The sequence below is a fragment of the Sphingomonas folli genome (assembly GCF_019429525.1).
Lineage (GTDB): Bacteria > Pseudomonadota > Alphaproteobacteria > Sphingomonadales > Sphingomonadaceae > Sphingomonas > Sphingomonas folii.
In genome coordinates, this window is sequence record NZ_JAHXZL010000002.1 from 263,061 (window position 1) to 277,294 (window position 14,234).

Annotated in this window: 16 protein-coding genes; 7 read left to right on the top strand and 9 right to left on the bottom strand. The window is 71.5% G+C overall.

From position 1 onward, the window contains the following. Positions 1–33: 33 nt before the first annotated feature. Positions 34–633 (bottom strand): biliverdin-producing heme oxygenase, encoded by a 600-nt coding sequence (locus tag KZ813_RS03770; RefSeq protein ID WP_219753630.1) that lies wholly within the window; start codon positions 631–633, stop codon positions 34–36. A 100-nt stretch (positions 634–733) separates the two neighbouring features. On the opposite strand from KZ813_RS03770, the gene KZ813_RS03775 reads away from it, so the two are divergent. Then, a complete protein-coding gene (locus tag KZ813_RS03775) occupies positions 734–1,954 on the top strand; it encodes an NAD(P)/FAD-dependent oxidoreductase (RefSeq protein WP_219753631.1) in 1,221 nt (406 codons plus the stop codon). Positions 1,955–2,128: 174 nt separating this feature from the next. On the opposite strand, the gene KZ813_RS03780 is transcribed toward KZ813_RS03775, so the two are convergent. Continuing rightward, the gene (locus KZ813_RS03780; protein WP_219753632.1) at positions 2,129–2,479 is read right to left on the bottom strand and encodes a tetratricopeptide repeat protein; all 351 of its coding nucleotides are present in this window, start codon (positions 2,477–2,479) and stop codon (positions 2,129–2,131) included. A 280-nt stretch (positions 2,480–2,759) separates the two neighbouring features. Between KZ813_RS03780 and KZ813_RS03785 the strand changes: the two genes are divergently transcribed. Continuing rightward, a complete protein-coding gene (locus KZ813_RS03785) occupies positions 2,760–2,930 on the top strand; it encodes a hypothetical protein (protein ID WP_219753633.1) in 171 nt (56 codons plus the stop codon). 112 nt (positions 2,931–3,042) lie between these two features. On the opposite strand, the gene KZ813_RS03790 is transcribed toward KZ813_RS03785, so the two are convergent. The 4 genes from KZ813_RS03790 to KZ813_RS03805 all read right to left on the bottom strand — a co-directional run bounded on the left by KZ813_RS03790 (position 3,043) and on the right by KZ813_RS03805 (position 5,615). After that, positions 3,043–3,471, bottom strand: a complete 429-nt coding sequence (locus KZ813_RS03790; RefSeq protein WP_219753634.1) for an ExbD/TolR family protein — start codon at positions 3,469–3,471, stop codon at positions 3,043–3,045. 24 nt (positions 3,472–3,495) lie between these two features. Beyond that, positions 3,496–3,969, bottom strand: coding sequence for an ExbD/TolR family protein (locus tag KZ813_RS03795; RefSeq protein WP_219753635.1), 474 nt, complete (start codon positions 3,967–3,969; stop codon positions 3,496–3,498). Positions 3,970–4,081: 112 nt separating this feature from the next. Further along, a complete protein-coding gene (locus KZ813_RS03800; RefSeq protein ID WP_219753636.1) occupies positions 4,082–4,879 on the bottom strand; it encodes a MotA/TolQ/ExbB proton channel family protein in 798 nt (265 codons plus the stop codon). Positions 4,880–4,943: 64 nt separating this feature from the next. Beyond that, positions 4,944–5,615: an energy transducer TonB gene (locus KZ813_RS03805; protein WP_219753637.1), complete on the bottom strand. Its 672-nt coding sequence runs from the start codon at positions 5,613–5,615 to the stop codon at positions 4,944–4,946. Positions 5,616–5,839: 224 nt separating this feature from the next. Here KZ813_RS03805 and KZ813_RS03810 point away from each other — a divergent pair, with 224 nt between their 5' ends. Further along, positions 5,840–6,745, top strand: a complete 906-nt coding sequence (locus KZ813_RS03810) for a hypothetical protein (RefSeq protein ID WP_258046381.1) — start codon at positions 5,840–5,842, stop codon at positions 6,743–6,745. Here KZ813_RS03810 and KZ813_RS03815 read toward each other — a convergent pair. After that, complete coding sequence (locus tag KZ813_RS03815) at positions 6,720–7,094, bottom strand: dihydroneopterin aldolase (protein WP_219753638.1); 375 nt, start codon at positions 7,092–7,094, stop codon at positions 6,720–6,722. The two genes, KZ813_RS03810 and KZ813_RS03815, sit on opposite strands and share 26 nt — an antisense overlap. Before the next feature lie 198 nt (positions 7,095–7,292). Here KZ813_RS03815 and KZ813_RS03820 point away from each other — a divergent pair, with 198 nt between their 5' ends. From KZ813_RS03820 to KZ813_RS03835, 4 genes are read left to right on the top strand one after another with little or no spacing between them, the layout of a single operon-like run. Beyond that, on the top strand, positions 7,293–7,799 hold the full coding sequence (locus KZ813_RS03820; protein WP_373369243.1) for a GNAT family N-acetyltransferase: 507 nt from the start codon (positions 7,293–7,295) through the stop codon (positions 7,797–7,799). A gap of 38 nt (positions 7,800–7,837) precedes the next feature. Beyond that, positions 7,838–8,401: a DUF1285 domain-containing protein gene (locus KZ813_RS03825; protein ID WP_219753639.1), complete on the top strand. Its 564-nt coding sequence runs from the start codon at positions 7,838–7,840 to the stop codon at positions 8,399–8,401. Continuing rightward, entirely contained in the window at positions 8,398–8,985 is a 588-nt protein-coding gene (locus KZ813_RS03830; protein WP_219753640.1) for a CoA pyrophosphatase, read from the top strand. The genes KZ813_RS03825 and KZ813_RS03830 overlap by 4 nt, the downstream gene beginning before the upstream one ends. Then, on the top strand, positions 8,973–10,169 hold the full coding sequence (locus KZ813_RS03835; RefSeq protein WP_219753641.1) for a CCA tRNA nucleotidyltransferase: 1,197 nt from the start codon (positions 8,973–8,975) through the stop codon (positions 10,167–10,169). The genes KZ813_RS03830 and KZ813_RS03835 overlap by 13 nt, the downstream gene beginning before the upstream one ends. Here KZ813_RS03835 and KZ813_RS03840 read toward each other — a convergent pair. Together KZ813_RS03840 and parC are read right to left on the bottom strand one after the other, a co-directional pair. Next, positions 10,139–11,836, bottom strand: coding sequence for a putative bifunctional diguanylate cyclase/phosphodiesterase (locus tag KZ813_RS03840; RefSeq protein ID WP_219753642.1), 1,698 nt, complete (start codon positions 11,834–11,836; stop codon positions 10,139–10,141). The genes KZ813_RS03835 and KZ813_RS03840 overlap by 31 nt on opposite strands. Positions 11,837–11,966: 130 nt before the next feature. Then, positions 11,967–14,228 (bottom strand): DNA topoisomerase IV subunit A, encoded by a 2,262-nt coding sequence (gene parC, locus KZ813_RS03845; protein WP_219753643.1) that lies wholly within the window; start codon positions 14,226–14,228, stop codon positions 11,967–11,969. Between the last annotated feature and the right edge of the window lie 6 nt (positions 14,229–14,234).

The window sequence follows — 14,234 nt, forward strand, 5'->3', positions numbered from 1 at the left end:
GTGCTGGCAAGCGCGGCGGACGGAAACGCTGCGTTACTTCGAATGGTGTCGGACCAGCGCGGCGACCGTGTCGAACGCCTCGCGCGCGCCCGCGACGGCGCGTGCCTCCTCGTCGGGCGAGAGCGCGACGTTGTCCACCGCGGCGGTGAAGCTGCGCCAGTGGCGCGCGCGCCCGTCGGCGTGGCCGGCGAGGTGGCGCGCGCCGAAGCTCGGCCCCAACCCCAGCATCATCGCGGCCTTGAGCAGGATCGCGGCGCCGAGATTGGACCCCTCGGCGACGTAGAGCCAGCCGAGCGCCGTGCCGCGGTCGGGCACGTCGGCGACGAAGCGCGGGGCGGGCGCCGGGGCGAGCGGCACGTGGAGATCGGCCGCGTCCTGCTCCACCGCCGTCAGCCGCGCGCGCTCGGCGAGCTCGGGGATCAGCGCGGCGAGGCTCGGCGCGGCGTAGAGCGGCGCGACCAGCGCGTGGAAGTCGCGGTGGATCGCGAGCAGCCGCGCGTAGCGGCCGCGGTCGCCGAACGGGTCGAGCGCCATCACCGACTCGTCGAGCCGTCGATGCGCGACGTCGGTGGCGGCGCGGAGCCGCTGCGTGCGCGTCGGGATCGGGTCGGGCGATGGTCGGGGCGTGGTCACCCGCCGCGGCTAGCACCCGGGCGGCGCGGCGCGCAACGCGCGCTTGCCACGCGCGCGCGCGATCGCGCATGCGGGGCGGCGGCGAGCGAGGAGGCGGTACGTGGATGGGAGCGAGCGGTACGACGTGGTGATCGTCGGCGCCGGACACGGCGGCGCGGCCGCGGCCGCGGCGCTGCGCCAGCGCGGCTACGCGGGCAGCATCGCCCTGGTCGGCACGGAGCCCGAGCTGCCCTACGAGCGCCCGCCGCTCTCCAAGGAATATCTCGCGGGCGAGCGCGCGTTCGAGCGGATGCTGCTCCGCCCGGCCGCGTTCTGGCGCGAGCGCGACGTGACGCTGCTGCTCGGACGGACGGTGGTGGCGGTCGAGCCGCAGGCCCATCAGGTGACGTTCGGAGACGGTCGCGCGATCGGCTACGCGCGGCTGATCTGGGCGGCGGGCGGCGACGCGCGCCGGCTCGCCTGCCAGGGTCACGATCTGGGCGGCGTCCACACCGTGCGCTGCCGCGCCGACGTCGACCGCATGGTCGCCGAGCTGCCGCGCGTGGGGCGAGTCGCGGTGGTCGGCGGCGGCTATGTCGGGCTGGAGGCGGCGGCGGTGCTGACCGGGCTCGGCCGCCACGTCACCGTGATCGAGGCGCGGGGGCGACTGCTCGCGCGCGTCGCCGGCGCCCCGCTCGCCGACTTCTATGCCGCCGAGCATCGCGCGCGGGGAGTCGACGTGCGGCTCGGCGTGGAGGTGGACTCGATCGTGGCGGATGACGGCAGGGCCGCGGGGGTGCGGCTCGGCGACGGCGGCCACGTCGCGGCGGAGATGGTGATCGTCGGCATCGGCATCGTGCCCGCGGTGGCCCCGCTGCTCGCCGCTGGGGCAGAGGGCGGCGACGGCGTCACCGTCGACGCGCTCTGCCGCACCAGCCTGCCCGACGTCTACGCCGTCGGCGACTGCGCCGCGCACCACAACCCTTTCGCGGAGGACGCGCTGGTGCGGATCGAGTCGGTGCAGAACGCCACCGATCAGGCCACGACCGTGGCCAAGCATCTCACCGGCGCCGACGAGCCCTATGCCGCGGTACCGTGGTTCTGGTCGAACCAGTACGACCTGCGCCTACAGACCGTCGGCCTCTCGGCCGGCCACGACGAGGCGATCGTGCGGGGCGCGCCCGCGACCCGCCGCTTCAGTGTCGTCTACCGCCGCGCGGGCCGCGTGATCGCGCTCGACTGCGTCAATGCCGCGCGCGATTTCGTGCGCGGGCGCGCGCTGGTCACCGCGGGCGCGACCACCGACGCGGGGATCCTGGCGGACACCGACACACCGCTGTGACGAATGCCCGCCACGGGGGCCGGCACGCGGGGCACCCACCTCCCGCATCGATCGTCCGGCGGACCACGGTGTCTCGAGACGGCGACCCGCCGGCATCCGGCAACACCGTCGACTGTGGCAACGATATTACTGCCGTTACCATCGAGCCACAGTCGCGAGCCGTGGACGTGCGCGTCAGCGCGATGCCATCGTCGCCTGGAGACGCGAGAGGCCGCGCTGCGCCAACAGGTGCGACGACTGCACGCTGCCGTCTGCCAGATCCATCGTGACAGGCGCCTGGTCGAGCACTCGGCTGTATAGCGAGCGCGCCTGGCTGGCACGCCCTGTGCGCGCGTAGACCGCCGCGAGATTGAGCATCAGTTCCGGGCGGTTGGGGAAGATAACGCGTTCCGCGTCGATCGTCTGCTCCGCCTGAGCGAGGCTGCCCGACGAGATCGCCTGATAACCGACGCGATCCTTGGCCGCCGCGGGCGCCGCCGCGATCGTCGTCAGTGCCAAGGCGATCGTCCATCCCGAGATGCGCATGACCTTCCTCCTACTCTGCCCCAGCGTAACGTTTAGGTTACGCTTTTGTGACGTAAGGATGTCACTTTTCTGACATATGCGCAACGGGCAGCGTGAAGGGTTGGGCTCTCCGCAGAGATCGCGATGATGGGTCAGCCGATCCCGATGATCACCGTCAGACCGCCCGCGCGACCTGATCGGTCAAACCGGTGGTGGGCCGGCCGAGCTCGTCGCCGCGATCTCGCGCGCGTCGCGAGAGCAGTCGATCGGACTGCAGCAGGTCAACGACGCGGTCGCGGAGATGGGTGGGACCACGCCGGATAATGTCGCGACGGCGCAGGAGACGACCGAGGCGGTGGGGCGGCTCGACTGCGTGGTGCGCACGATGACCGAGCGCGTCGACCGCTTCCGCCTCGACGAGCCGGCCGCTGCCCCGTCGCGCGAGCTCGTCGCGGTGCGCCGCTCGGCCTGATCGGCCGTCTCTCACCCCCCGGCGCCTGGTGCCCCCCCCGCTACGAATAGAAAGGGCGGCCCCGCGGGACCGCCCTATCACGTCTGCGCTGTCACTTCTGCCGGCGTCTGGCTCAGAACTCTTTGTAGAACTGCTCGTTGCCGACGAAACCCAGCTTGGTGATGTTCGAGCGCTTGATGTCGGCCAGCGTCTGGTCGACCACCGAGTAGCGTGTCGCCGGGTCGGGCTGGAACTGCAGCTCGGGCTCCGGGGTCATCGCCGCCGACTGGTCGAGATACTGGCGCAGCACCGTCGCGTTCACCGGCGTACCGTTCCAGGTGACGTTGCCCGCCGCGTCGATCGCGATCTTGTTCTTGACCGGGTCGACCGGGGGCTTGCGCTGGTTGGGGTCGTTGACCGGCAGGTCGACCTTCACCGCGTGCGTCGGAACCGGGAGGGTGATGATGAACATGATGAGGAGCACGAGCATGACGTCGATCAGCGGCGTCGTGTTCATCTCCATCATCGGCTCGCCGTCGTCGCGGCCTGCACTCATTGCCATGTCAGCTACTCCTGTCCCTCGGCCTCAGCCGGCATCGCCGGTCTTGGGCTGCGAGATGAACCCGACCTTCGCGAAGCCGGCCATCTGCATGTTGTAGATCGTCCCCGCCACACAGCGCCAGTCCGTGTTGACGTCCGCGCGCACGTGCGCCTCGGGGAGCTCGAGGTCGGGGTTGCCCGCCCCGCCCTGCCGATCGATCTCGGTCTTCAGCTTGGCCACGGCGCGATCGAGCAGCTCCTGGTGGGTCACCGGGGTCACGCCCCAATAGACCTTGCAGGCGCCGTCCGCCGTGGTGACCGACAGCGAGACGTTCTCTGGCTTGGTCGTGGTCGGGTCGAACCGGACGTTGGGGAGCTTGATGCCCTTGACCGTCTGGATCGCGACCGGGACCGCGATCAGGAAGATGATGAGGAGCACCAGCATGACGTCCACGAGGGGCGTCGTGTTGATGTCCGACATCGGTTTTTCAGCGGAGTCCCCGCCAACGCTCATCGCCATCAGGCTATCCTATTCTCTCGTTCCGCCGCGACAAGCCGCTTGGCGCGACGTCGATGCGGCGGCAGGTGATCGACGAGGCCGCCGCAGCGGCGGCCTCGCTTATCCCTCCGCCTTACGGGCGGGTCTGCACGCCACCGGTCTGCCCGGCGGTCGTGGTCGCCGCAGTCGGCTTGACCGGCGCCTTGGCGGTGGCGGTCGTCGCGCCGATCGACGGGCGAACCGCGCCGTTCGAGGCCAGGAAGCCGAGCACGTCGTTCGAGAAGGCCGACAGGTCCTCCGAGATCGACTTGTTGCGGCGCTGCAGCCAGTTGTACGCCAGCACCGCCGGCACGGCGACGACGAGGCCGAGTGCCGTCATGATGAGCGCCTCACCGACCGGACCCGCGACCTTGTCGATCGAGGGATCGCCCGACGCGCCGATCTTGATGAGCGCGCGGTAGATGCCGACGACGGTACCGAACAGACCGATGAACGGCGACGTCGCGCCCACGGTCGCCAGGAACGCCAGACCGCCGCCGAGCTTCGAGTTGATCGCGGCCTCCGAACGCGCCAGCGAGCCGTGCAGCCAGTCGTGCGCCTCGATCGGATCGGTCAGCTTCGAGTGCTGCTCCTGCGCGGCCAGGCCGTCGTCGACCAGCTGCTTGTAAGCCGAGTTCTTGTCGAGCTTGGCCGAACCCTCGCGCAGCGAGTTGCTGGTCCAGAAGTTCGAGCGCACGCGCTTCGCCTGGTTGATGATCTTCTGCTGCTCGAACAGCTTGGAGAACAGGATGTAGAAGGACACCACCGACATGATCACCAGGATGGTGAACACCGACTGCGAGATGATGCCGCCTTCCTTGAGCGCCTGCTGCAGGCCGAACTGGTTCTCGGCTGCCGCGGTCCCACCCGCGGCGAGGATGTTGATGATCATTCTTCGTCTTCCTTAAGCCAAAATGTTGTCGGCAGACGCGTCCGCGCCGCCATCTTCACGCGGATCAATTCTCCGGAAGCACCCAGCGCACCGGAAGGGTGTAGCTGGACGCGATCGGGTTGCCGGCAGCATCTTGCGCGGGCGAGAAACGCACGCGGGCCTTGGCAATACGGCAGGTCGCCTGATCGAGCGCCGAGGAGTTGCTCGACGTCGTCACCGCACAGTCGCTCACTCGACCGTCCGTGCCGACCGTCAGCTTGGCGACGACACGCCCCTGCTCACCGGCGCGGATCGCCGAGGGCGGGTAGTTGTCGGCGCCGAAGAACTGGCCGGGGTTACCCTTCAGACCGGCCGCCTTGCTCACCGCCGGCGCCGGGGGCGCGGGCGGCGCCGGGGGCGCGGGCGGCGCGACGACCGTCGTCGGCACGTAGACCGGCGGCGGAGTCGGGACCGTCGCGACCGTCACGGGCGGCGGGTTCGGGTTCTGCACGATCGGCGGCGGCGACACCACCGGCGGCGGCGTCATCGGCACGTCGGGCGGCGGGGGCGGCGGCTCGTCCGGCGGCGGGGGCGGTGGCTCCTCGACGTCGAACGTGTTCAGCTTCTCAACCTGCTTCTTGACGAAATTTGTCGCGAGGCCGGTAACGAAGGCATAGCCGAGAGCGATGTGGATCAGCGCGACGATCACCAGCGCGCCGATCTTACCTCCGCTCATCTTCTGGTCAGAATAGGCCATTCAGCAACGAAACTCCCTCATCCTGCGGCCCTTGGGTGGCCGGAGCGGATCCGGCCCGGGTTGTTAACCGTTCCGTAGCATCCCCGGGGGCAGGCCACAGACCGTCGAGTCCTATCGCGCCCCTTTTGGGGACGCAAACGCTTTGTCGGGCGCAACAAACGTACAATCGAACGGCGACAGATTTATTTCTGTATCGTTCAGACAGGTTCACGTACCCAGCGACCATGATCCTACGCCAGAATCGACCCGCGAGGCGAGCCCCCTTTGCGCTGCTCGCCGCCGCGCTCGTCCTCCCCGCGCTGGCGCCCTCGTCGCTGGCCGCTCAGGCGCCCGCGCCGGCCGCGGCGGCGGTCGCGGTCGACTATGCCGCGCTCGCCGACCTGGTGGTGCAGAGCCCGCTGATCATCGACGCGACGATTCGCTCGGCGTCGAAGATCAAGGGCGACGAGGCTGCCGGTCTGGCGCCCGGGCACACGCGCTTCTACGTCGAGGCCGATGTCGGCACGCTCGTGCGCGGTACCGTCGCGATCCCGCAGCGCGTGGGCTGGGTGGTCGACGCCGCGCCCGATTGGCGCGGCCGCGCGCCCAACCTGAAGAAGCGCCGGGTGCTCGCCTTCGCCCGCCCGGTCGCCGGGCGCCCCGATCAGGTCCAGCTCGTCACGCCCGAGGCGCAGCGCGACTGGAGCCCCGCGATCGACTCGCTCGCGCGCCAGATCGCCCGGGAGGCCACCGCGCCCGACGCGCCGCCGATCATCACCGGGGTGCGCAGCGCCTTCCACGTGCCGGGCGCGCTGCCCGGCGAGGGTGAGACGCAGATCTTCCTGACCACCGAGGACAATCGCCCCGCGGCGCTGTCGGTCCTGCGCCGCCCGGGCGAGCAGCCGCGCTACTCGGTCGCGCTCACCGAGATCATCGACGATGCCGCCGCGACACCGCGACGCGACACATTGCTGTGGTATCGGCTCGCCTGCGCGCTGCCCGCGGCGCTTCCCGAGCGGGCCACCGCCTCGCTCGAGCCCGACGACGCCACCCAAGCGGAGGCGGACTATCGCTTCGTCGTCGAGCAGCTCGGCCCGTGCCGAAATGGGACGAATGCGACCTCGATCAGCCCCGGTGCCGGACCAGGGTGATCCCGATCGACTCGCCGGCCTCGGCGATGGCGAGCTTGACGATCTTCACCTTCACCCGGCGCACGCGCCGATCCTGCAGGAACAGGGTCTCGGCGATATGGTCGGCCACCGCCTCGATGAGGGTGAAGTGACCCGCGGTGGCGAGCGCGTCGGTCGCGGCGTGGCGCAGGTCGAGGTAGTTCTTCGACGCGCCCAGCGGCGTGTCCGGGGCGTAGCGCGCCGCGGCGTCGAGCAGCACGGTGAGCGAGATCCGGAGCGGCTGCGGCAGGTGCGTCTCCTCCGAGTAGATGCCGGTGAGCACCTGCGCCACCAGGTCGTGCACCTCCAGCTCCAGCGTGTCGTCGTCCATCCTCGGGCTCCCGCGCTCGGCCGCGCCGCGGCCGCCCATGCCAGCGGCGCAGGTGGACGCGGTCGTCGCTGATGTCCAGCGCGGCACCGCCCGGCGACCGATCGTGACGCTCGCGGGTCGATCGCGGTTGCGTTCGGGCGCGGTCCGGCTAAAGCGCCCGCGCCCGCGCCTCCCCGTCGGGCGTCGAGGAAGCGCGCTGTGGCCGAGATGGTGGCGATCGAGAGGGTGGCAGCGGCGGACGTGGAAGCGCTGCTCGACCGCGCCTTCGGCGCCGACCGCCGCGCGCGCACCGCCTACCGGCTGCGCGCCGGCACCGCGCCGCTCAGCGAGCTGAGCTTCGCGCTCGTGGAAGGCGAGACGCTGCTCGGCACGATCCAATGCTGGCCGGTGCGCTTCGTCGGCGATGACGGCGGTGAGGTGCCCCTGGTGCTGGTCGGCCCCGTCGCGGTCGCGCCTGAGCGGCAGCAGGCCGGGTTCGGGCGCCGGCTGACCGCCGCGGCGCTCGCCGCGGCCGACTCGCGCGGGCTGAACCTCATGCTGATCGGCGACCCGGACTATTACGGCCGCTTCTTCGGCTTCAGCGCGGCGGCGACGGGCGGCTGGCGGCTGCCCGGCCCGGTCGAGCGCCACCGCCTGCTCGCGCGCGGCGCCGGCGTGCCGTGCGGCACGGGCGCGATCGCGCCGCGGGTCAGCGCCGCGGCCTAAACCTTTACCGCCGCGCCCGCGCGCCCTAACTGGCGCGCATGCCGATGGCGCCCCCACCCGATTTCAGCACTTTGTCGGTCGCCGACATCGCGCGCCTGGCCGAGAGCGATCAACTGCCCCCGGTCGAGCGCTGGAACCCGACCCATTGTGGCGACAGCGAGATGCGCATCGCGCGCGATGGCACCTGGTACCATCAGGGCAGCCCGATCACGCGCCCCGCGATGGTGCGCGCATTCAGCCGCATCCTGCGCCGCGAACCCGACGGCGGGCACGTCCTCGTCACCCCGGTGGAGAAGCTCGACATCGCGGTGGAGGACGCACCCTTCGTCGCGGTCGAGCTCAAGGCCGAGGGGGACGGCCGCGACTCGACGCTGGCCTTCCGGCTCAACACCGGTGACGTGGTGACCGCCTCGGCAGACCACCCGCTGCGCTTCGTCGAGCGCGACGACGGCCCCCGCCCCTATCTGCTGGTGCGCGGCGGGCTGGAGGCGCTGGTGGCGCGCCCGCTCTACTATGAGCTCGCGGAGCGCGCGCTCGCCGGCGACGACTCGCCGCCCGGCATATGGAGCGCGGGCGCCTTCTTCGCGCTTCAGCCGCGATGACCCTGGCCGAGCGGCTCTCCGCCGCCCTGGTGTCCGACGAGGCCACCGCGCTGATCGCGGGTGACGACGGCGACCTCTCGGGCGGCGCGGCGCTGACCGAGGCGGCGGTACTGGTCGCGGTCACCGACCGCGCCCGCCCCGGCGTGATCCTGACGCAGCGGACCGAGACCTTGCGCCGCCACGCCGGCCAGGTCGCCTTCCCCGGCGGCCGGCTCGATCCCGGCGAGGACGCGGTCGCCGCGGCGCTGCGCGAGGCCGAGGAGGAGATCGCGCTGCCGCGCGCGGCGGTGGAGGTGATCGGCACCTCCGACCGCTATCGCACCGGCACCGGCTATCGCGTCACCCCCGTGATCGGCGTGGTGCCGCCCGACCTGCCGCTGGTCGCGAGCGAGGCCGAGGTGGCGGCGGTGTTCGAGGTGCCGCTCGACTTCCTCCTCGACGCGGCGAACCATCGCCCCCGCACCGCCACCTTCCAGGGGCGCGAGCGCGCCTATGTCGAGCTGCTGTGGGGCGAGCGCCGCATCTGGGGCGCGACCGCGGGGATGATCGTCAACCTGTCGCGGCGGCTGCGATGGGCGGCGTGACGCTGCCCGACGCGGCGTGGCGGTCCCGCCCCGGGCTCGCCGCGCTGGAGCAGGCGCTCGACGCCGCGGGCGGGCACGCGCGCTACGTCGGCGGCGCGGTGCGCGACACCCTGCTGGGGCTCGATGTCGCCGACATCGACCTCGCCACGCCCTATGTGCCTGAGGAGGTAGTGCGTCGGCTCGAGGGCGCGGGCATTCGCGCGGTGCCCACCGGGATCGCGCACGGCACCGTCACCGCGGTGAGCCAGGGCACCGTGGTCGAGGTGACGACGCTGCGCCGCGACGTCGCGACCGACGGTCGCCACGCGGTCGTCGCCTTCGCCGAGGACTGGCGCGAGGACGCGGCGCGGCGCGACTTCACGATCAACGCGCTCTACGCCGACCCGGTCAGCGGCGCGATCGTCGATCATTTCGGCGGGCTCGACGATCTCGCGGCGCGGCGCGTCCGCTTCATCGGCGAACCGCACCGGCGGATCGCGGAGGACCATCTCCGTATCCTCCGCTTCTTCCGCTTCCACGCGCGCTTCGGGGACACGATCGACGCCGCGGGTCTCGCCGCCTGTGTCGACCGTGCCAACGATCTGATGGCGCTGAGCCGCGAACGCGTGGCCGCCGAGCTGCTCAAGCTGCTGGTCGCGCCGGGGGCGGTGGCTGTCGTGCGACTGATGCACGACCGCGGCATCTTCCGCCCGGTGCTGCCCGAGATCGACCGCGACGGCGTGGCGCGGCTCGCCGCGCTGGCCGATCGCGAGCGCGACGCGGGCGTGGCGCCCGACCCGGTGCGTCGCCTCGCCGCGCTGCTGCCCCGCGCGGCGGCGGAGGGGGTCGGCGCGCGGCTCAAGCTCTCGAACGCGGATCGCAGGCGGCTGGTGCAGGCGGGCGCGGGCGCGGGCGACGAGGGCGCGCGCGCGCTCGGCTACCGGGTCGGCACCGCCAGTGCGCTCGACCGGCTGCTGCTCGCCGGTGCCGACCCGGCGCCGCTGAGCGCGTGGACGCCGCCCGCTCTGCCGATCGGCGGCGGTACGCTGGTGGCGCGCGGGCTGACGCGCGGGCCGGAGGTGGCGCGCGTGCTCAGGCGAGTCGAGGATCGCTGGATCGCCGAGGATTTCCCCGACGCCGCGCGCGCCGAGGCGATCGCCGACGAGGAAGTCGCTCAGGCGTTGCGCGCGACCAGGAAGTCGTAGGCGGCGTCCGCGTCGAGCGGGCGGGCATAGGCATAGCCCTGGCCATAGGTGCAGCCGAGCGCGCCGAGCGTCTGGCCGAGCTCGACCGTCTCGATCCCCTCCGCCACCGTGTCCATGCCGAGCGCCTTGGAGAGGCCCAGGATCGCGCGCACGATCGCGAGCTGGTCGCGGTCGGTCAGCATGCCGGTGACGAAGCTGCGGTCGATCTTGAGCAAGTCGATCGGCAGCGTGTGGAGCGAGGCGAGGTTGGAGAAGCCGGTGCCGAAATCGTCCATCGCGATCACGGTGCCCAGCTCCTTGAGCGCCATCAGCACGCCCGCGATGCGATCGGGGTCGGCGATGATCGCGCTCTCGGTCAGCTCGAGCTTGAGCCGCGCGCCGCCGAGTCCCGCGGCACCGAGCGCGCGCTCGACCATGCCGGGGATCGAGTCGCGCTGGAGCTGGATCGGCGAGACGTTGACCGCCACTGCCGCGCCACAGCCCCCGCCCCAGCGCCGATCCCAGCCCGCCAGCGTCTGCATCGCGGTGTCGACCGCCCAGCGGCCGAGCGGGACGATCAGTCCCGATTCCTCCGCCACCGGGATGAAGCGCACCGGCGGCACCTGCGTCCCCTGCTCGTCGGTCCAGCGCGCCAGCGCCTCGAAGCTGCTGACCTTGCCCGAGGTGAGGTCGAGGATAGGCTGATAGACGAGGTGGAGCTGCTCGTTCTCGATCGCGCGGCGCAGCGCGGTCTCCATCGCGAACTCCTCGCGCGCGCTGTCGAGCGCGCGGGTCTGATAGGCCTCGGCGCTCTTCGTCGCCTTGGAGCGCTTCATCGCCACCTGCGCGTGGCGGATCACGTCCTCGGCGTCGTCGGTGACCGAGTCGCCGTAGGCGATCCCGATCGCGCACGACACGCGCAGCTCGAAGTCGCTCAGTCGGAACGGTGTCGCCAGCGCCTCGCGGATACGCCGCGCGACATGGTCCGCCTCCTGGTCGTCCTGGTCGATCGTCAGCAGCACGCCGAACTCGTCGCCGCCGGTGCGCGCCAGCACGTCGCGGCTGCGCAGTGCGCCCTTGATCCGGCGCGCCACCGTGATCAGCAGCTCGTCCCCGGTCAGCGAGCCGAGGCAGGCGTTGAAGCGGCTGAACCGCTCCAGGTCGATCATCAGCACCGCCCAGCGCGACGCGCCCTCCTCGATCATCGCCTCCAGCGCGTCGGTGAAGCCGCCGCGATTGGACAGACCGGTGAGGCTGTCGGTCGTCATCTCGCGCCGCAGCGTCTCCTCGGTGCGCACCTCCGCGGTCTGATCGACGAAGGACACCACCGCGGTGGGCTCGGGCCGGTTAGGGATCAGCGCGAAGCTGAGGCGGTAGTGGCGCCGCTCGACGGTCTCGCCGGTCGACCAGTTGATCTCGGCCTCCTCGTGGCCGGTGCGCAGGAAGGAGGCGATCAACGGGTCGATCGCGCGCTCGTGCTGCAGGCCAACGCGGGCGAAAGCGCGGTTGCTGTTCTCATGATCGATCCGCCCGGCGCGCAGCCGCGCGATCAGGAGCGGGATCGGCACGAGCTCGAGCGACCCCTGCGTCGCGGTCAGTCCCAGCCCGGGCGCGACCGCGGTGCGGGCATGCGCGGCGGAGGTCGACTCGGTCGACTCCGTCGCCAGCAGGGGAGAACGCGTTGCCATCGGGTTCTGCCCTAGATCGCAACGGTTAAGACGGGCTTACGGAAATCAAATTGGGCCGTAACGGTTGTATTTACCTGCCGAGACGACGTGTCGGAACGGGACGCTCCGCCAGCGCTCCAGCGAGCGGACGTCAGAACCGATTGTCGCGCGGGAAGCCGTTGGGGGGCATACGTCCCGCCGCCCCGCGCGCGGTGCGCCACGCCGACAGGTCGGTCTCGGTGCGCACGCGTCCGCTACCCCCGCCCATCGCCCAGCTCAGCCCCTCGGCGAACACCAACGTGCGCGCGTCGGCGAGACCGCCCTCGCGGTAGCGCTGCAGCTGCACCCCCTGCCCGCGCGTCATCTCGGGCAGGTCGGCCATCGGGAAGAGCGCCAGCTTGCGATTGTCGCCGATCACCGCGACGAAATCGTCCGCGGGCGCGACGCGATAGACGACGACCAGCCGTGCGCCCGGCCGCGGCGTCATCACCGTCTTACCCTTGCGCGTCTCGGCGATCACCTCGGCGCCCGGCACGACGAAGCCGCGCCCGTCGCTGGCCGCGATGAGCAGCCGCTCGGCCGCGCCGGCGCGGAGCAGCGCCACGATCGGCACGCTGCCGTCGAGGTCGATCGAGGCGCGCACCGGCTCGCCGAAGCCGCGGCCGCCGGGCAGCTTGTCCGCGGCGAGCGTGAAGAAGCGCCCGTTCCCCGCCGCCAGCAGCAATTTATCGGTGGTGTGCGCGTGGAAGGCGAAGGCGGGGCCGTCACCCTCCTTGAACTTCATCGTCTCGGGCGCGGAGAGGTCGACATGGCCCTTCATCGCGCGGATCCAGCCGCGCTCGGACAGGATCACCGAGATCGGCTCGCGCTCGATCATCGCCTCCAGCGGGATCTCGCGCGCGGCGGCCTGCTCCTCGATCGTGGTGCGGCGCGCGCCCAGCTTCGTCTCGACGCCGTAGCGGTCGCGCACCTTGGCGAAGTCGCGCTTCAGCCGCGTGCGCTGGCGCGCCTCCGAGCCGAGCAGCTGGGTGAGCGTCTCCTGCTCCTTCGTCAGCGTGTCGCGCTCGCGCCGCAGCTCCATCTCCTCGAGCCGGCGCAGCGAGCGCAGCCGCATGTTGAGGATCGCCTCGGCCTGACGGTCGGAGAGCGCGAACTCCGCCATCATCACCGCCTTGGGCTCGTCCTCGGTGCGGATGATCTCGATCACCCGATCGAGGTTGAGGAAGGCGATGAGATAGCCGCCGAGCAGCTCGAGCCGGTCGGCGATCTTGCCGAGCCGGTGCTCGGTCCGCCGGCGCAGCACGACGAACTGATGCTCGACCCAGGCCGCGAGCGCCTCGCGCAGCGACATCACGCGCGGCGTGCGGTCCTTGTCGAGCACGTTGAGGTTGAGCGGGATGCGCGTCTCCAGGTCGGAGAGGCGGAACAGCCCGTCCATCAGCACCTGCGGGTCGACGGTGCGGCTGCGCGGTTCCAGCACCAGCCGGATATCGGCGTCGCTCTCGTCGCGCACGTCGGCGAGGATCGGCAGCTTGCGATCGTTGATCAAGGCGGCGACCTGCTCGATCAGCTTGCCCTTCTGCACGCCATAGGGGATCTCACTGACGACGATCGTCCACGCCCCGCCTTTCTCGCGCTCGACCGCCCAGCGCGCGCGGACGCGGAAGGCGCCGCGCCCGGTGGCATAGGCCTCGGCGATGACCGCGGGCGCGTCCACCAGCAGCCCGCCCGTGGGAAAGTCCGGACCGCGGACGTGGGCGAGGATCGCCGCGTCGTCGGCGTCGGGTGTGTCGACCAGCAGGATCGCCGCCTCGAGCAGTTCGGCAGCATTGTGCGGCGGCACGCTGGTCGCCATCCCCACCGCGATCCCCGCGGCGCCGTTGGCGAGCAGGTTGGGGAAGGCGCCCGGGAAGAGCTCGGGTTCCTGCTCCTCGCCGTTGTAGGTCGGGCGGAACTCGGCGGCGTCCTCGTCGAGCCCGTCCATCAGGTCGATCGCGACCTGGGTCAACCGCGCCTCGGTGTAGCGGTAGGCGGCGGCGTTATCGCCGTCGATGTTGCCGAAATTGCCCTGGCCGTCGACGAGCGGGTAGCGCAGCGCGAAATCCTGCGCGAGCCGCACCATCGCGTCGTAGACCGACTGGTCGCCGTGCGGGTGATATTTGCCGATCACGTCGCCGACGACGCGCGCGCACTTCTTGTAGCCCGAGGCGGGATCGAGCCGCAGCAGCCGCATCGCCCAGAGCAGGCGGCGGTGCACCGGCTTGAGCCCGTCGCGCACGTCGGGCAGCGAGCGCGCGGTGATCGTCGACAGCGCGTAGACGAGATAGCGCTCCGACAGCGCGCTGTCGAAGGGCGCGTCGAGCACGCCGACGGGCGGGTTGTCGGGGGGGAGAGCGGTCGCGTCGGTCGCCATGGATCA